General features: G+C 64.9%; 15 protein-coding genes and 1 pseudogene. 12 read left to right on the forward strand and 4 right to left on the reverse strand.

All coding sequences use genetic code 11. The features are described 5' to 3' along the window. Positions 1-6 precede the first annotated feature (6 nt). From rpsS to ACRCUN_RS30455, 8 genes and pseudogenes are all read left to right on the forward strand, one after another. Positions 7-288, forward strand: coding sequence for a 30S ribosomal protein S19 (gene rpsS, locus ACRCUN_RS30420; protein WP_003892827.1), 282 nt, complete (start codon positions 7-9; stop codon positions 286-288). Continuing rightward, positions 285-734 (forward strand): annotated as a pseudogene (gene rplV, locus ACRCUN_RS30425) (50S ribosomal protein L22); the annotation flags it as partial. The gene rpsS and the pseudogene rplV, both read left to right, overlap by 4 nt. 14 nt (positions 735-748) lie before the next feature. Continuing rightward, positions 749-1,612, forward strand: coding sequence for a 30S ribosomal protein S3 (rpsC, locus tag ACRCUN_RS30430; protein WP_462145340.1), 864 nt, complete (start codon positions 749-751; stop codon positions 1,610-1,612). Positions 1,613-1,614: 2 nt separating this feature from the next. Further along, positions 1,615-2,031, forward strand: coding sequence for a 50S ribosomal protein L16 (gene rplP / locus ACRCUN_RS30435; protein WP_067842164.1), 417 nt, complete (start codon positions 1,615-1,617; stop codon positions 2,029-2,031). Continuing rightward, entirely contained in the window at positions 2,031-2,264 is a 234-nt protein-coding gene (gene rpmC, locus ACRCUN_RS30440; protein WP_067842167.1) for a 50S ribosomal protein L29, read from the forward strand. Before rplP ends, rpmC begins: the two co-directional genes overlap by 1 nt. A gap of 2 nt (positions 2,265-2,266) precedes the next feature. Next, entirely contained in the window at positions 2,267-2,575 is a 309-nt protein-coding gene (rpsQ, locus tag ACRCUN_RS30445; protein ID WP_462145341.1) for a 30S ribosomal protein S17, read from the forward strand. Positions 2,576-2,661: 86 nt separating this feature from the next. Then, entirely contained in the window at positions 2,662-3,171 is a 510-nt protein-coding gene (locus ACRCUN_RS30450; protein ID WP_462145342.1) for an NUDIX hydrolase, read from the forward strand. Between the two features lie 264 nt (positions 3,172-3,435). Beyond that, positions 3,436-4,944, forward strand: coding sequence for a phosphatidylglycerol lysyltransferase domain-containing protein (locus tag ACRCUN_RS30455; protein WP_462145343.1), 1,509 nt, complete (start codon positions 3,436-3,438; stop codon positions 4,942-4,944). Position 4,945: 1 nt separating this feature from the next. Here the strand turns inward: ACRCUN_RS30455 and ACRCUN_RS30460 are convergent, their stop codons facing one another. Genes ACRCUN_RS30460 through ACRCUN_RS30475 form a run of 4 tightly spaced genes read right to left on the reverse strand, consistent with a single transcriptional unit; the run spans position 4,946 to position 9,889 of the window. Further along, positions 4,946-6,400: an anion permease gene (locus ACRCUN_RS30460; protein WP_462145344.1), complete on the reverse strand. Its 1,455-nt coding sequence runs from the start codon at positions 6,398-6,400 to the stop codon at positions 4,946-4,948. Positions 6,401-6,420: 20 nt separating this feature from the next. Next, positions 6,421-7,170 carry a succinate dehydrogenase/fumarate reductase iron-sulfur subunit gene (locus ACRCUN_RS30465; RefSeq protein WP_462145345.1) on the reverse strand — a complete coding sequence of 250 codons (750 nt, stop codon included), beginning with the start codon at positions 7,168-7,170 and terminating at the stop codon, positions 6,421-6,423. Then, the gene (locus ACRCUN_RS30470; protein WP_462145346.1) at positions 7,167-9,119 is read right to left on the reverse strand and encodes a fumarate reductase/succinate dehydrogenase flavoprotein subunit; all 1,953 of its coding nucleotides are present in this window, start codon (positions 9,117-9,119) and stop codon (positions 7,167-7,169) included. The genes ACRCUN_RS30465 and ACRCUN_RS30470 overlap by 4 nt, the downstream gene beginning before the upstream one ends. Next, on the reverse strand, positions 9,116-9,889 hold the full coding sequence (locus ACRCUN_RS30475) for a succinate dehydrogenase cytochrome b subunit (RefSeq protein WP_462145347.1): 774 nt from the start codon (positions 9,887-9,889) through the stop codon (positions 9,116-9,118). The genes ACRCUN_RS30470 and ACRCUN_RS30475 overlap by 4 nt, the downstream gene beginning before the upstream one ends. Before the next feature lie 238 nt (positions 9,890-10,127). Here ACRCUN_RS30475 and ACRCUN_RS30480 point away from each other — a divergent pair, with 238 nt between their 5' ends. From ACRCUN_RS30480 to ACRCUN_RS30495, 4 genes are read left to right on the forward strand one after another with little or no spacing between them, the layout of a single operon-like run. Further along, a complete protein-coding gene (locus ACRCUN_RS30480) occupies positions 10,128-12,050 on the forward strand; it encodes a hypothetical protein (RefSeq protein WP_462145348.1) in 1,923 nt (640 codons plus the stop codon). 2 nt (positions 12,051-12,052) lie between these two features. Then, entirely contained in the window at positions 12,053-13,579 is a 1,527-nt protein-coding gene (locus ACRCUN_RS30485) for a hypothetical protein (protein WP_462145349.1), read from the forward strand. After that, positions 13,576-15,066 carry a glycosyltransferase gene (locus ACRCUN_RS30490; RefSeq protein ID WP_462145350.1) on the forward strand — a complete coding sequence of 497 codons (1,491 nt, stop codon included), beginning with the start codon at positions 13,576-13,578 and terminating at the stop codon, positions 15,064-15,066. The genes ACRCUN_RS30485 and ACRCUN_RS30490 overlap by 4 nt, the downstream gene beginning before the upstream one ends. Continuing rightward, the gene (locus ACRCUN_RS30495; protein WP_462145351.1) at positions 15,066-16,745 is read left to right on the forward strand and encodes an ArnT family glycosyltransferase; all 1,680 of its coding nucleotides are present in this window, start codon (positions 15,066-15,068) and stop codon (positions 16,743-16,745) included. Before ACRCUN_RS30490 ends, ACRCUN_RS30495 begins: the two co-directional genes overlap by 1 nt. The last annotated feature ends 89 nt before the right edge of the window (positions 16,746-16,834 follow it).

Here is a 16,834-nt window from a genome sequence, read left to right on the forward strand (position 1 = left end):
ATAGCGATGCCACGCAGCCTGAAGAAGGGTCCGTTCGTCGACGACCATCTGCTCAAGAAGGTCGACGTACAGAACGAGAAGAACACCAAGCAGGTCATCAAGACCTGGTCGCGTCGGTCCACCATCATCCCGGACTTCATCGGGCACACCTTTGCGGTGCATGACGGCCGCAAGCATGTCCCGGTGTTCGTCACCGAGGCGATGGTCGGGCACAAGCTGGGCGAGTTCGCCCCGACGCGCACGTTCAAGGGTCACATCAAGGACGACCGGAAGAGCAAGCGGCGATGACAACCACGATTGAATATCCGTCAGCGACGGCGAAGGCGCGCTTCGTGCGCATCTCGGCCAGCAAGGCCCGCCGCGTCATCGACCTGGTCCGCGGCAAGAGCGTCGAGGAAGCCCTCGACATCCTGCGGTGGGCGCCGCAGGCCGCCAGCGAGCCGGTCGCCAAGGTGATCGCGAGCGCTGCCGCCAACGCGCAGAACAACGAGGGCCTGGATCCGTCCACCCTGGTGGTTGCCACCGTCTACGCCGATGAGGGCCCGACCGCCAAGCGCATCCGTCCGCGCGCCCAGGGGCGTGCGTTCCGGATCCGCAAGCGCACGAGCCACATCACCGTGATCGTGGAGAGCCGGCCGCCCAAACAGAAGGGTGCGTCAGCCCAGTCGGCTCGCAGCCGTCGTGCTCAGGGCAGCAAGGCAGCCGCGAAGAAGACCACCACGCCCGAGACGAAGGGAGGCTCGGAGTAGTGGGCCAGAAGATCAATCCCCACGGCTTCCGGCTCGGTATCACCACCGACTGGAAGTCCCGGTGGTACGCCGACAAGCAGTACAAGGACTACGTCAAGGAAGACGTCGCCATCCGTCGCCTCCTGGCCACCGGCCTGGAGCGGGCCGGCATCGCCGATGTGGAGATCGAGCGGACCCGTGACCGGGTTCGCGTTGACATCCACACCGCGCGTCCCGGCATCGTCATCGGCCGCCGTGGCACGGAGGCCGACCGGATCCGCGCCGACCTGGAGAAGCTGACCGGCAAGCAGGTGCAGCTCAACATCCTCGAGGTGAAGAACCCTGAGTCGCAGGCTCAGCTGGTCGCCCAGGGTGTTGCCGAGCAGCTGTCCAACCGTGTCGCGTTCCGTCGCGCCATGCGCAAGGCGATCCAGTCGGCCATGCGCCAGCCCAACGTGAAGGGCATCCGGGTGCAGTGCTCGGGCCGCCTCGGCGGTGCTGAGATGAGCCGCTCGGAGTTCTACCGCGAGGGTCGGGTTCCGCTGCACACGCTGCGTGCGGACATCGACTACGGCCTCTACGAGGCGAAGACCACCTTCGGCCGGATCGGCGTGAAGGTGTGGATCTACAAGGGCGACATCGTCGGTGGCAAGCGCGAGCTCGCCGCTGTCGCGCCGGCAGCCGATCGTCCGCGTCGTGAGCGTCCGTCGGGCACCCGTCCGCGCCGCAGCGGTTCGTCGGGTACCACCGCGACGAGCACCGAGGCCGGGCGTGCCGCCACCGAAGAGGCGCCGGCAGCACCTGCCATCGCAGAAGCGACGGGTGGGACCGAAGCAGCAGCCGGAACTGCTGCCGAGACCACCACAGAAAATTCGGAGAGCTAGTCATGCTGATTCCCCGCAAGGTCAAGCACCGCAAACAGCATCACCCCCAGCAGCGTGGCATCGCCAGCGGCGGCACGCAGGTGAGCTTCGGTGACTACGGCATCCAGGCCCTTGGCCATGCCTACATCACCAACCGGCAGATCGAGTCCGCTCGTATCGCCATCAACCGGCACATCAAGCGTGGCGGCAAGGTGTGGATCAACATCTTCCCGGACCGCCCGCTGACCAAGAAGCCCGCCGAGACCCGTATGGGTTCCGGTAAGGGTTCGCCGGAGTGGTGGGTCGCGAACGTGAAGCCCGGACGCATCCTGTTCGAGCTGAGCTACCCCGACGAGAAGATCGCCAGGGACGCACTGACCCGCGCGATCCACAAGTTGCCGATCAAGGCACGCATCGTGACCCGAGAGGAGCAGTTCTGATGGCAGTGGGAACTACGCCTGGCGAACTGCGCGAACTGACCGACGACGAGTTGAAGGACAAGCTGCGCGAGTCCAAGGAAGAGCTGTTCAACCTGCGCTTCCAGATGGCGACCGGCCAGCTTTCCAACAATCGTCGGCTGCGCACTGTGCGCCAGGAGATTGCACGGGTTTACACCGTGCTGCGTGAACGTGAGTTGGGTCTGGCATCCGGGCCCGTTGGTGAGGAAGCGTAAAAATGGCAGAGAAGACTGCTAAAGAGGCAGGCCCCAAGCACACTCCGCGGACGGAGAAGCCGCGCGGTCGCCGCAAGACCGCCATCGGCTACGTCGTCAGCGACAAGATGCAGAAGACGATCGTCGTCGAGCTGGAGGATCGTAAGAGCCATCCGCTGTACGGCAAGATCATCCGCACCACCAAGAAGGTGAAGGCGCACGACGAGAACGGCGATGCCGGCATCGGCGATCGCGTCTCGCTCATGGAGACCCGTCCGCTGTCCGCCACCAAGCGGTGGCGCCTGGTCGAGGTGCTCGAGCGCGCGAAGTAACCTTCGCGCCCACATGTGCAAACCCCCACCCGCCGTACGGCGGTGTCGGGGGTTTGTGCTTTTCCGGGGCGGGCGATGATGTGGTGATGGACGAGACGGTCGCGGTGTATGACGCAGGCGGCAATGTGGTTGGTGCGGCGCCGCGTTCGCGGGTCTATGCCGACGGGTTGTGGCATGCGAGCGCCGGGGTGCTGGTCCGCTCGTCCGATGGCCGGCGGCTCCATGTGCATCGGCGTTCGGACACCAAGACGGTGTTCGCGGGCATGCATGACTGTCTGGCGGGCGGCGTCGTCGACCCCGGGGAGACCCCGCTGCAGGCCGCGACCCGCGAACTCGCCGAGGAACTGGGCATCACCGGGCTGAATCCCGTCCCGCTCGCCTCGGCTGCCTGGGACGGGGAGTGGGCGGGAAGTCCGATGCGCTGTCATCTGTTCGCGTACCAGGTGACCTACGACGGGCCGATCCGTCATCAGGAGTCCGAGATCGCCGACGGTTGGTGGTGGACCGACGATGAACTCGCCGGCCGGCTTGCCGATCCGGACTGGCCGTTCGTGCCCGACACTCGCGTTCTCATCGCGAATTTATTGCGCCGATAGCCGATTTTCGCCATCGCGGCGGCTGACGGGAACAACCCGACCGCAAGCTGCGAATCGCCGGTAACGTGCCTTTGCTGAATCCGACGGGCCTGCGCCGAATCTCGCATCGGCAACGATTCCTGATTTGCTCCTCGCCTGCGTTCCCATAACATCGCGCACATGAGGGTGGGGATATGGCGTGGAATTCGCGCGGATTGTGGGTCGTCGCATCCGAGCCGAATATTAACTGTGGTGTCAACACCGAGTACTCGCGCCTGACTTGAGATGACTGCGACGTCCACGCCGGCCCGGTCACGATCCGCGGCGTTCCTGGCGTGGTACTACGAGCTGCACCCCACCTATCGCCTGGTGATCCGGTGGGCACTCATCGCAGGCTCGACGGCGTTCGCCTTCCGGGACAGCTTCGCCAGCCTGGTGACGACGACGCGCGAGGGCGGCATCGGCGGATACGTGTGGACCGTGCCGTTGGTCGCCGCGCTGGTCGCGATCGGCGTGGCCAGGCGCAACCGCGCCGAACTCCCGATCCACGATCGCCAGACCGACATCATCGTCGGCACCATGGGTCTGGGCCTGGCATTGATGATCCAGGCTGCGCTGCTGGATCGGTACGCGTTGTACTTTCATCTGCTGCGCCTCGACCTGGTCGCCGCATGGTTGTTCGTAGTCTGCTGCTCCATCATTCTTTTCGGTCTTCGGCCGGTGATTCGCTTCGCTTGGGTGTGGGCCCTGTTCTCGCTCGCGTTCTCGCTGCCCTACTACCTCACAGTGGTTCTGCTGGGCGGTGGAAAGTTCGCCGCCGGGGCGGCGACCCTCCTCATCGCCGCGATCGGTACCGGTACCGCCGTCGGCCGGACGTTCCGGCGCGGCGTGCTGGGTTCGTTGGGGTCGTGGGTGGTCGGGTTCACTGTGCTCATCGCGATCGGGGTGTTCTTCCCCGATACCCCGTTGCTGGTTTACCAGCAGGTGCCGGCACTGGCCGCGATCTGCGTCGTCGGCATCACGATGTATCTGACGTCCCGTCGGGGCGTGCCGAAGCGGATACTGGACCGCAAAGTCGAACCGCTTGCGGCCAAACAGGTTTGGGCGGGCGTGCCGCTGGTGGTCGCAGCGGCGGTGGCACTGTCGCTGTGCGCCCTGCCCACGCAGACGACCACCGCCCCGATCAGCAGGCCCAGTCCCGTTGCGCTGTCGCTGGACCAGCCGTTGGTCACACCGGCCGGATGGTCGACCACTGAGCGCGAGGACTTTCGGCAGGTCCATCGTTTCTACGGCGATGACGCCGTGCTGGTGCGGCAGTACATGCGAGCCGATGATGGAAATCCGAGCTGGGACAAGTTGTCTCGGCCTAGAACGGTTGTCGTCGACAGCATCGTCAGTCAGCGCCCGTTCACGTTCGGTGTCTATCCCGCGCGTGTGCTCTACGGGCTCACCGGTGCGCGGCTGAGCGCACAGCGTCCGGTCGACCTCGGCATGGGTGTACACGGCTTGATGTTGTCAGTCGTGGACGACGATCTGCTGGTGACCTGGAACTCACTCCAATTCGCCTGGGGAGATAGCGATCTCGCGCAACGTGTGACCATCTTCGCCGTCGACAACCACGAACCGGACGCGCCGTTTCCCAGCCCGTCCGGCAGCGTGGTGTCGAATCTCCGCACGCTGATCACCTTGCTGTTCCGGGGCAACGCCGTGCTCGACGAGCGCACACCGGTGTTCAAGGACGCAGAATTGCTCACCCTATTCGGGCGTGCTCTGGTAGCCGCACAGTTTCCGTGATTCACCAGATTCCGATGAGTTTCATCCAGGCGCCGCCGATGATCGTCCAGATCAGGATGATCACGACGCTCATGATGAAGCCGATCCGGAAGAACTCCGCGGTCTTGATGTAGCCGGAGCCGTAGATGACGCCGGCGGGGCCTGACGAGTAGTGCGCCAGGCCGCCGAACAGGTTGCCGATGAACCCGAACACCAGGGCCGAGAATAACGCGGGCGCGCCGGTGGCAATCGCCGCGCCGACGAACACCGCGTACATCGCCACGATATGGGCGGTGTTGGAGGCGAACAGGTAATGCGAATAGAAGTAGACCAGGGTCAGGATCGCGAACGCCATGACCCACGGCAGTGAATTCACCGATCCGGCAACAGAATCGCCGATCCAGTCGATCACCCCGAGCTCGTTCAGTTCGTTGGCCATGCCGACCAGCACGCCGAAGAACACCAGCGTGCTCCATGCGGATGTGTTCTCGGCGAGGTTCTTCCACGACAACACCCCGGTGATCAACAGGATTGCGATTCCTGTGAACGCCGCGGTCGTGGCGTCAACGCCCAGCACGTCACTGAGACACCACAGCACCAGCAGCAGGACGAACGTGCCCGCCATGACCCACTCCTTGCGCGACATCGGGCCGGCTTCGCGCAATTGGTCGCGGGCATGCTGTGGAGCTTCAGGCGTTTTGGTGACCGTGGGCGGGTAGACCTTCGACATCACCCACGGCACCGCGACGAGACTCACGAGACCGGGTACGACCGCGGCGACCGCCCACTTCGCCCAAGAAACCTCCACGCCGAGCTTGCCTGCGGCCTCCTGAGCGACGGGATTGCCTGCCATGGCGGTGATGAACATCGCCGAGGTGACTACGTTGACCTGTAATGCGGTGAGAGTCAGGTAGGCACCCAACCGCTTTCGCGATTCCTCTGGCTCTGGATACGAGTCTTCGAGGTGGCTGAGGGAGGCCACGATCGGGAATACGACACCGCCGCAGCGCGCGGTGTTCGACGGTGTCGCCGGCGCGAGGATCAGGTCGGTGAGAGCCATTCCGTACGACAGCCCCAATGTCGAACGGCCGAGCCGCGTCACGAACACCAACGCGATCCGCCGGCCCAATCCGGTGAGCAAGAAACCCTCGGCGATGAAGAACGCCGCCACGATCAGCCACACCGTGGTGTTGGCGAAGCCGGACAGCGCGCGCGCCGCGGTTTCGGTCTTGGTGAGCATGGCGGCGGTCATGCCGATCAGCGCCACGGCGCCCGTCGGCAAGGGTTGCAGGATCAGCGCGAGGATGGTTCCGAGGAAGATGCCGAGCATTCGCATGCCTGTCGGCTCTACGCCGCCGGGCACCGGAAGGAAATAGACCACCGCCGCGACCAGGATCGGGATACCGGCTTTCCAGAGATAGGGCACCCACGGCGGGGTACGGCGCTCCGTGGTCTCGGCGGGTGTGGCTGCCGCCATGTGCCATCCCTTCGTAGGGGTCAGTTCTTCGGCCCGCGCAGTCGGGCCCGCACCACCTCGCGATTGACCGCGGCGACCGCAGTCAGCGGAATGCTCTCGGGACACACCTCTGAGCATTCGCCGTAGCTGGAACACGGCCCGAAGTCCCGCTCCATCTGATCGACCAGACTTCGCGCGCGTCGTGACCGTTCCTGCCTGCCGCGGGGAACGGTGGCCAGGTGCAGCAGCTTGGCGCCGGCGAACAAGTGCCCGGCGCCGTTCGGGCACGCCGCCACACAGGCGCCGCATCCGATGCATGCCGCGAAATCCAGTGCGTACTCCGCGTCGTCGTGGGGGAGCGGTTCGGCGTCGGCATCGGCCGCCGTGCCGGCATCGACGGTGATGTGCCCGCCGGCCGAGATCATCCGGTCGAGTGCGGACCGATCCACCACAAGATCCCGCACCACCGGGTACGCCGCCGACCGGAACGGTTCGATGCGCACGCGTGCACCGTCGTCGAAGGAGCGTACGTGTTGCCGGCACGACGGAGTGTTCGGCGCGGGACCGTGTGGGCGGCCGTCGACGGTGATCCCGCACGAGCCACAAATACCTTCGCGGCAATCGGAGTCGAACGCCACCGGATCCCGTCCTTCGGAGACCAGCATGTCGTTGAGCCGGTCGAGCAACTCGAGCAGCGACATCTCCGGTGTGGCGTCATCGACGACGTAGTCCTCATAGCGGCCCGAATCGCGGTTGTCGGTTTGGCGCCAGATCTGCAACGTGAGCCTCATACGTAGTTCCTCGTCTGCAGCGGTACGGCAGAGAACGTCAGCGCCTCGCTGTGGCGGATCGGCGGGCCGTCGGAGCGGTGTTCCCACGCCGAGACGAAACACCAGTTGTCGTCGTCTCGCCGAGCCTCACCATCGGGCGTCTGGTGCTCGACCCGGAAGTGGGCACCGCAGGACTCGTCGCGGTCGAGTGCGTCGATACACATCAGCCGCGCAAGGCCGAGGAAATCGGCTATTCGGCCGGCCTTTTCGAGCTCCTGGTTGAACTGCGCGCCCGTGCCCGCAACGCGCAAGTCCGACCAGAATTCGGCGGTCAACTCGTCGATCGCGGTGATCGTGTCGGTCAGGCCTTGCGCTGACCGGGAGACGCCACACCCCGCGTAGAGCAGGTCGCCGAGCTTGCGGTGAAACCGGTCCGGCCCTTGGCTGCCACCGACGGAGAGCAAGGTATCGATGCGTCCGGTGACGTCGGTCAGGGTGCCGGCCACCGCTGGATCATCTTCTGCTGGTGGATCGGTCCCGAGCAGGCCGGCCAGATAGTTCGGTACTGCGTAAGGCAGGGTGAACCACCCGTCGACACATGCCGACAGTAGGGAGTTCGCGCCGAGCCGATTGGCGCCGTGGTAGCCCCAGCCGGCCTCGCCTGCGACGAAAAGCCCCGGTACGGAGGTCATCTGGTCGAAATCGCTCCACAGGCCGCCCATCGAGAAATGCGCACCTGGCGCGATCCGCATCGGGGTTCGGTAGGGGTCTTCCCCGGTGGCGTCGTGGTACATCGAGAACAGGTTGCCGTAGCGCTCGGCTACCTTGTCCTTTCCCAGCCGGGACAAGGCGTCCCGGAAGTCAAGGTAGACGCTGTTTTTCAGCGGTCCCACGCCGCGACCGGAATCGATTTGCGATTTCGCGGCCCGCGAGGAGACATCGCGCGGAGAGAGATTTCCGTACGACGGATACATGCGCTCGAGGTAGTAGTCGCGATCATTCTCGGGGATGTCATTGGGATCGCGATCATCGCCACTGCGCTTGGGAACCCAGATTCTGCCGTCGTTGCGTAACGATTCGCTCATCAGAATGGTTTTGGATTGCCAGTCGGAATTCACCGGCAGCGCTGTCGGATGGAACTGGATGAATGCCGGCGAGGCGAACAAGGCGCCGCGCAGGTGTGCCCGCCACGTCGCCGTGGCGTTCGAATTGCGCGCCAGCGTCGAACGGAAGAAGACGTTGCCGTAACCGCCCGTCGCGAGTACCACCGCATGTCCGGTCGTCGCGGTGATCACACCGGTGACCAGATTGCGGGTGACGATGCCGCAAGCTCGGCCGTCGGCCACGATGACGTCGAGCATCTCACTGCGGGTGTGCAGGTTGACGGCGCCGGCACGCACCTGGCGCAGCAGGGCCTGGCTGGATGCGATCTGCAGTTGCTGGCCGGTTTGCCCTCGGGTGTAGTAAGTGCGGGAGACCTGTACGCCGCCGAACGAGCGGGTGGCCAGGCTGCCGCCGTACTCGCGAGCGAACGGGGCGCCGATGGCGTTCATGTGGTCGATCACGCGCGCGGATTCCCGTGCCAGCCGAAAACAGTCGGCCTCCCTGGCGCGAAAGTCGCCGCCCTTCACGGTGTCCTTGACGAACCGCGCGACACTGTCGTTGTCGACCTTGCGCGCCCGCGCGGCATTGATGCCGCCTTGCGCGGCGACGCTGTGTGCTCGGCGCGGCGCATCGTGGAACGTGAAGCACTCGACGTGGTATCCGAGTTCTCCCAGCGCGGCGGCGCAGCCGGCGCCCGCCAGACCGGTCCCGACGACGATGACGGTGAACTTGCGCCGGTTCAGCGGGCTGACCAGTCGGTAGTCGAGAGTGCGGCGCTGCCAGGCGTCCGCGGGATCGCCGCCGGGGACGCTGCCCGTGATGGGTGTGCCCACCCTGCGCAGTCCTGCGAGAAGGTCGGCTGTCATGACACCAGCCCGGTCCACACCGCGATCGGAATGGTCATGTTGCCGACCATCACCACCAGCGCGAGCGTTCCACCGACAGCCACGCCGACCTGGCGGGCCCGCTGGCCGGTCACCCCCAGGTCGTTGACGACGGTCCACAATCCGTGCAGGAGATGTGTGCCGAGCAGCACCATGGCCACGAGGTAGAACGCTGCGACGCCGGGCCGACTGAAGCTGGCGACCAGGTTGTCGTACGCGTGGCTGGCGCTCTCGGTGGTTCCGGCGAAGGAATCACTCGCGACGGGCCGGGCGCCGACCGTCAGGTCAAGGATGTGGAAGACGATGAACAGCAACAGAACCAGCCCGCTGACCAACATCGTGCGCGCGGTGAAAGACCGCACGCCCAGCCCCGTCCGCCGGAAGCGGCCGCGCGCCGCGTGGGCTCGTCGGGTCAGCAGCACCGCGCATCCGACGTGGGCCATGAGGCAGGCGACGAGCACAACGCGGAAGATCCACAGTGCGCCCTCATACGGCAGCAACGGCTCGAGCAGGGTGCGCAGCCAATGCGCATAATCATCGAAATGCTCGGCGCCCGTGTAGACCTTGAGGTTTCCTATCATGTGAACGAAAACAAACAGTGCAAACACGATTCCGGTGCAGGCCATCACCAGCTTGAGCGTCACCGACGACGGCTTGACACGCCATGCCCACTGCGGGAACGCAACGGCGGGTCCCCGTGCCACTTCATGCCCTGCATCGGCGGTTTCGACGTTCTCGGCTGTAGACGTCATCGCGTTCCACCTCCTGCGCAAAAGAACGTACCGCGTGCCGCGGTGGTGCGCAGTGGGTTTGCCGTCCGGGAAAATGGATGGTTGCTGCTAAGCGAACGAATTGCCAACGGCTACGGGTTGTCTCGGCACGGAATTGCAACGTGTTTCAGAATGGGTCGGTTGGTCGAAGCAGTAAGGTTCGCATAACGATTTCCGTGAATACAGGCGCGTGAGCAATGCCCGGCCTAGGCTTTTTCGAGTGACTGCACGGATGATGCCGCTGTTTGCCGCCGCGATTGTCGTTGCTGGAACTGCGTTGCCCGGTGTCGCGCATGCCGAGCCAGATGATCCTTCGCTGGCCAGTTCGCCGACACTGAACCTGCGCACACTCGGCGCTGACCCGACGATCGCCCTCTACGGAGTGCAGGGCGCGCAGACCCTGACAATCCCGGTGCCACCTGGGCTGGTGCCCGCCGAACTGACCGCTACCGTGCAGATGCCGGTCAACGCCCGCGGCGGAACGCTGGAGGTCACGCAGCAGGACCGCACGATCTCGCGCGTGCCGCTGCCGCCCGATCAGGCGCCGATCACGGTTCCGCTCGCAGGCGCCAGGATCGTCGACAACGCCGTCACGGTTTTGCTGACCGATTATCTGACCCTGCCCGACGGGTACTGCGTGTACGACCCGACCAATCCGCTGCGGCTCGTCGACACCAATGTGCGCTACACCGGCCTGGAACGCCCGCCGACGGCGATCGCCGATTTCGTGCCGCCGGTGCTGCGCAAGCTCACATTGTTCGTCCCGTCGAAACCGTCGAAGCCCGAGGCGGACGCCGCCGTACGCCTGGCGACCGCAACGGTGGCGCAGTACGGACTGCAACGCCCAGATGTCGACGTTGTCGCCACCGACGGAGGTGCTCTGCCGCCGCCACAGCCGCTGGAACGCCAGATCGTCATACGCGAGGGCGATGCGCCCGGCCTGAGCCTGCAGGGTCCCAATGCCGTTCCAGCCCTGATGATCTCGGGTTCGGCCGGTGAGCTGACCAACCAGGCACGCCTGCTGTCCAGTGACATCTCGAAATTGGCCGTGCGGTCGAAAGCCGTTGTGGGGCCGCTTTCGAAGACACCCCAGCTTCCCGGTGACCTCACGACGATCCGCCAGCTCGGCCAGCCCGGTGTCAATGCCACCTCGCTGGTCAATCCGCGCGTGACGATTCCCCTCGACCAGACCAGGCTGGGGCGCTCGGTCCACGGCGTGCGCGTACACCTGCAGGGGTCGTACACGCCCCTGCCCGCGAGCGTCGCCGGCCAGGTCGTTGTCAGTATCGGCGGGCAGACCATCGCTCGATGGGCTACCGAGGCGAGTGGAACGATCGACCGTTGGATCGACATTCCTGACCGGCTGCTCGAGCGCTACACGAATCTGGATGTGGAGGTCAACGCGGCGGGAAACACCGGACGCTGCGGTGAATTCCAACCGATCACGCTCACGATCGACGGTGAGACGCCCGTGCAGAGCAAACTGGCCAAGCCGCCGGTTCCACTCGGCTTCCAGTCGCTGCCGCAGGCGTTGATGCCGCGCGTCGAGGTGGGTATCGACGACGGACTCGACAACCTGCGACGAGCGGTGCTGATCCTCACCGGCCTGCAGCGGTTGAGTGCACGGCCGTTCGACACCGCGGTCGTATCGCGTGAGGATGCGATCGGGTCGCCGAATCCCGCGGTGATCGTGAGCGCCGACGAGTGGAGCGACGAGCGGGTCACGCTGCCGGTGGCCGAGAGCGCCGATGGAGTCATCAGCGTCGAAAATGTCGACGGCAGTGGGAATTCGAGCACCTTGACACTGGACCCGAGGATCGGCTTCGGCTCACTGCAGACCGTCTACAGCGGTGGTCGTACCGTGCTGGTCGCGACCTCGACCGATGCCCCTCAGGAGCTCGACCGGTTACTGGGGTGGCTGGATTCCGACATCGGGCGGTGGGCAGGTTTGACCGGCAATGCGCTGGTGGCGATACCCGGTCGCGACCCGGTTGAACTGACCACGCAGGCGGCGATCGAACCGCAGGCGACCGCCACGGGTGATCGCAAGGCGTTGTTCCTCGGTATCAGCGCCGGTGTCGTGGCACTGACGGTGCTGGTCGGGGCGCTGATCGCCTTGCGTGGCCGGCGGTCTCGAGGCTAGCCGTGGCATCGACGGTCCAGACCGCCCCCGGCGCATGGGATCGGCTGGGGGAGTGGTGGTACGGGCTCAACCCCACGGTGCGCCTCTTACTGCGTTGGGCACTCATCGCAGTGCTGACACTCGTGGCGTTCCGGAACAGCCTGCGGAATCTCATCGAGACCACGTTGGCGGGCGGACTCATTGGATACGTCTGGATGGTTCCGATCGCCGCGTTGCTGGCGGCGTTGGGAGTGAACTACCGGCGGCGCACCGAACTTCCTATCCATGACCGCCAGACCGACGTCATCGTCGGCGTCATCGGGCTCGGCCTGGCACTGATGGTCCAGGGTGTGCTGCTCAAGCGGTACTCGGAGTTCTTCCACCTGATGCGGCTGGATCTCTTGGCGATGTGGCTTTTTGTGCTCAGCTGCAGCTTCGTGCTGTTCGGTCTGCGTCCGGTGGCCCGCTTCGGTTGGGTATGGGTGCTGCTGTCACTGGTTTCGGCATTGCCCTACCAGGTCGTCGTGATCACGTTGGGCGGCGGAAACTTCGCGGCGGGGATCGGGACGCTGTTGATCGCGGCGGCAGCCGCGGCGATCGCGGTGGGCCGCACCCGCAAACGCGCGGCGATCGGCGCGCTCTTGTCCTTCGTCATCGGCTTCGTCGTGCTGTTCGTCCTCGACAAGGTGAGGCCGGATGCGCCGGTGATCGCCTACCAGATGATCCCATCGCTCTTGTCGATCCTCGTTGTGGGTTTCGCAGCCTTCCTGTACACGCGCCGCGGGCAACCGAAACACCTGTGGGACCGCAAGATCGAACCTCTTGCCGCCAAACACATCTGGTCCGCCGTTCCACTGGTTGTCGCGGTCGCGGCCGCACTGGCCGTCATGCCGCTGCCGAAGCAGCTGAGCGCCACGACGATCAGTCGCGCCGCCCCGTACGAGCTGGATCCGGGCCGGCGGCTGGCCGAGCCGCCGGGCTGGTCGGTCACCGGCGAGCAGGTCTACACCGGGGTGGCGCGATATTACGGCGACGAGGCCGTACTCGTTCGGCAGCGGATGACCGCCGATGTCGGCGACCCGCGATTCGACAAATTGGCCGCGCCGCGAACGCTCATGGTGGACAGCATCGTCAGCGAATTGCCGTTCTCGTTCGACGCTTACCCCGGTCAGGTTCTCTACGACACCACGGGTACCCGGCTCAGCGCGCCGCGGCACGTCGATCTCGGTCATGGCGTGACCGGCCAGATCTTCTCCGCGATCGATGACCGGCTGCTTGTGACGTGGGATGTACTGCGATTCGCTTGGGGCGACCAGCAACAGGATCAGGTCGTCGACGTCTTCGCGGTCGACAACCATCTGCCCGACGCGCCGTTCCCGAATCCGCAACGCGGCCTGATCTCGACCCTGCGCAACCTGCTGACCGTGCTGTTCCGGGGTAACTCGGTGTTAATCCAGCGCCAGCCGGTCTACAAGGATGCCGAGCTCCTCACCGAATTCGGCCGCGCGCTGGTGGCTGAGCAGTTCGAGCAGACGAGGACCGGACAGTGACGATCCGCGAGACATTCGATGCCGACACCGTGACCGCGGAACAACGTGACTACGCGCTGCACCGGGCGATCAACGGCCTGCGCGAAGACGATCCGCTGCATTCGGCGTCGAAGCCGTTGATGGGTTGGCAGAAACCGGTGTTGCTGGGGCTGCTGGCGCTCGTGATCGCGTTCGGCATATGGCGGCCGATGCAGACCGCCGTCGTTCTCATCGGACTGTGCACGCTGGCATACCTGTTGACGCTGGGCGACCGGGTGTTGATCTTCAAGCGTGGCCTGGCGTCGCGGCCCATCGTCATCGGCGATGAGGCGGCGCGCGCGATTCCCGACGAGGAGTTGCCGCCGTACACGATTCTGGTCCCGGCGTACAACGAACCCGAGGTGGTGGCCGACCTCATCGGCGCGATGGATTCGCTTGAGTACCCGCGGGATCGACTTCAGGTGCTGCTTTTACTCGAGGCCGACGATCAGGTGACCATCGACGCCGCGCGGGCCTGCGGTGAATCCGACGTCATCACCATTCTGCTGGTGCCGCCCGCGGACCCGCGGACCAAACCCAAGGCGTGCAACTACGGCCTGCATTTCGCGACCGGCGACATCGTTACGATCTTCGACGCCGAAGATCTGCCCGAGCCGCTGCAGTTGCGCCGCGTGGTGGCGGCCTTTCGTCAGCTTCCCGACGACGTGGCGTGTGTGCAGGCAAAGCTGGTATACCACAACGGCCATCAGAATCTGCTGACCGCCTGGTTCACCGCCGAGTACGCACTGTGGTTCGGCTATCTGCTGCCGGGCATGATGGTGAGCACGTCGCCGATTCCCCTGGGCGGCACGTCCAATCACCTGCGTCGTGACATGCTGCAGCAGATCGGCGCGTGGGATCCGTTCAACGTCACCGAAGATGCCGACCTCGGCTTGCGGATCGCCGCACACGGTTATCACACCGCCGTCATCGACTCCTACACGCTCGAAGAGGCCAACAGCGATGTGATCAACTGGATCCGTCAGCGATCCCGTTGGTACAAGGGCTATCTGCAGACCTGGTTGGTGCACATCCGGCAGCCCGTGAAGTTGTACCGCACGCTCGGCTTACGCAGCTTCATCCGCTTCACCCTGGTACTGGCGGGCACACCGGTCATCGCGGTGCTGAACCTCCTGTTCTGGTTCATCACGGTGCTGTGGTTCCTCGGCCAGCCGGCCGTCGTCGGTGAGGTGTTCCCGGCCCTCATCTATTTCCCGGCGCTCATCGCGATGATCATCGGCAACTTCACCGTCATGTACATGAACATGATTGCGCTGCGCGAAGACGACCGGTCCGATTTGTTGTTCGCCGCGCTCAGCGTTCCGCTGTTCTGGCTCATGATGAGCATCGCTGCGGCCAAGGGCTGCTACCAGATGATCCGCCAACCGTCGTTCTGGGAGAAGACGTTTCACGGCCTTGCCGAACGACCCGAGGACACGGCCGCGCACGAGCAGATGGCGTCGACGTGATGGCTGCGGCGCGCGCACGGCCGGATTTCGGGCTGAAGGCGACGATCTTCTTCGCCTTCCTGGTCGTCTACCTCGTGGTGGGGTATTGGTTGCAGGTTCAGCACGCGTTCATCATGGGCGATACGCTGTCGCGCGTCGCAGCCACGCAGTCGGTGTTGTTCAGCCGCGATCCGCACCTTGCGGCGTTGGGCTTCATCTTCACTCCGGTCGCGGCCATGGTGCAGATACCGGCGATCGCGTTCAGCTCGGTGTGGCCCCACATCGCCACCTATGCCTACTCGGGCACGATCATGTCGGCGGCGTTCATGGCGGGTGCCGCGGTGCAGATCTTGAGCATGGGCGTCGATCGGGGCCTGCCGCGGGCATATTCGGTGACCATCACCCTGCTGTTCGCGCTCAACCCGATGATCATCTTCTATGGCTCCAATGGGATGAGCGAGGCGCCGTTCATCTTCTTCATGGCCTGGGCGGTGCGCCGGCTCATCATGTGGATGGTCGACGACGATGTACATCACCTCGTCGCGGCCGGCGGTATCGCGATGGGGCTGGCGTATCTGACTCGCTATGACGCGGCCGCCTGCATCGGCGCCGCCGGATTGCTGGTCGGCATCACCACTTACCTGCGGGCCAAACCGCCGCCCCGCTTGCGTCGCGCATTCCTGGATCTGTTGATCGTGAGCGGTCCGGGCTTCCTGGCGTTCCTCGGGTGGGCTGCTGCCGGATGGCTGATCACCGGTGAGGCGTTCGCGCAGTTCACGTCGCAATACGGCAACACCGCGATACTGGAGCAATCCGGCCAGACCGCGCCGAATTTCGCCGAAGGGCTCGAGTTCGCGCTCATCTGCATAATGCTGCTCGCGCCGACGCTGATCCCGCTCGCGCTGTGGGTCACCATGCAGCGGTGGGGCAAACCGAACTGGCAAGTGCTGATCGTGCCGTTGGCGATGTTCGGCGCGGTGCTGGCGTTCCAGGCCTACAGCTACGCGGCCGGGTCGACGTTTCCATTCCTGCGGTTCTTCATCATTGCGATACCGATGACGGCGTGCCTGGCGATGCTCGCGGTGCCGGACGGCGTGTTCGTGACGCCTACACGCCGGGGCAAGTACGCGCCGCTTGTGGCTGCCGAATCGCCCCGGCGCCATGCCGCGGCTCGGTACGTGACAGTCGCCGCGACTGTCGCGATCGGTATTCCGGTGACGGTGGTCGGGATGGCGCAACCAGACTACGCGCCACAGGAATACGGCTTGGGTGCCGTGCTCTCACCCGATCCGGACAATGTCACCGAACGCAAAGCCACCGAGCATCGAATCGCACGGACGTTCGGCACGGAACGAAAGATCGCCGAGTACCTCGACACGCTCAATCTGCCGGACAGCTCGGTGATCACCGATACCGTTTACGGTTTCGGCATTCTCGCGGCATCGAGCCGGCCGCGAATGTTCATCATCCCGTCCGACCCGGATTTCACCGAGTTGCTCAACGACCCAAGTGGCAACGGGATCAAATACCTGCTGTCCGTTCCGCCGATCGGTCGCGGCACGTCCGATGCGCTCAATCTCCGCTATCCGACGCTTTACGACACCGGCGCCGAGGTCGCGACCCTGGAGTTGGAGATACCCAATGACGGTGATGGCCAGCCGGATTGGCGGTTGTATCGCGTGAACGAACCGATTGGCTGACGGCGGAGGCGGCTTTCTGCGCGCGATGAGATAACAATTGGACCGGCAATATGCCATTGTCGTCAAAATTCTGCATTCAAATTGGCATA

This window comes from Mycobacterium venezuelense (assembly GCF_054919535.1).

Coding starts and splice junctions, on each gene's coding strand:
- rpsS (WP_003892827.1), top strand. CDS start 7: ATGCCACGCAGCCTGAAGAAGGGTCCGTTCGTCGACGACCATCTGCTC.
- rplP (WP_067842164.1), top strand. CDS start 1,615: ATGCTGATTCCCCGCAAGGTCAAGCACCGCAAACAGCATCACCCCCAG.
- rpmC (WP_067842167.1), top strand. CDS start 2,031: ATGGCAGTGGGAACTACGCCTGGCGAACTGCGCGAACTGACCGACGAC.
- rpsQ (WP_462145341.1), top strand. CDS start 2,267: ATGGCAGAGAAGACTGCTAAAGAGGCAGGCCCCAAGCACACTCCGCGG.
- ACRCUN_RS30450 (WP_462145342.1), top strand. CDS start 2,662: ATGGACGAGACGGTCGCGGTGTATGACGCAGGCGGCAATGTGGTTGGT.
- ACRCUN_RS30455 (WP_462145343.1), top strand. CDS start 3,436: ATGACTGCGACGTCCACGCCGGCCCGGTCACGATCCGCGGCGTTCCTG.
- ACRCUN_RS30460 (WP_462145344.1), bottom strand. CDS start 6,400: ATGGCGGCAGCCACACCCGCCGAGACCACGGAGCGCCGTACCCCGCCG.
- ACRCUN_RS30465 (WP_462145345.1), bottom strand. CDS start 7,170: ATGAGGCTCACGTTGCAGATCTGGCGCCAAACCGACAACCGCGATTCG.
- ACRCUN_RS30470 (WP_462145346.1), bottom strand. CDS start 9,119: ATGACAGCCGACCTTCTCGCAGGACTGCGCAGGGTGGGCACACCCATC.
- ACRCUN_RS30475 (WP_462145347.1), bottom strand. CDS start 9,889: ATGACGTCTACAGCCGAGAACGTCGAAACCGCCGATGCAGGGCATGAA.
- ACRCUN_RS30495 (WP_462145351.1), top strand. CDS start 15,066: ATGGCTGCGGCGCGCGCACGGCCGGATTTCGGGCTGAAGGCGACGATC.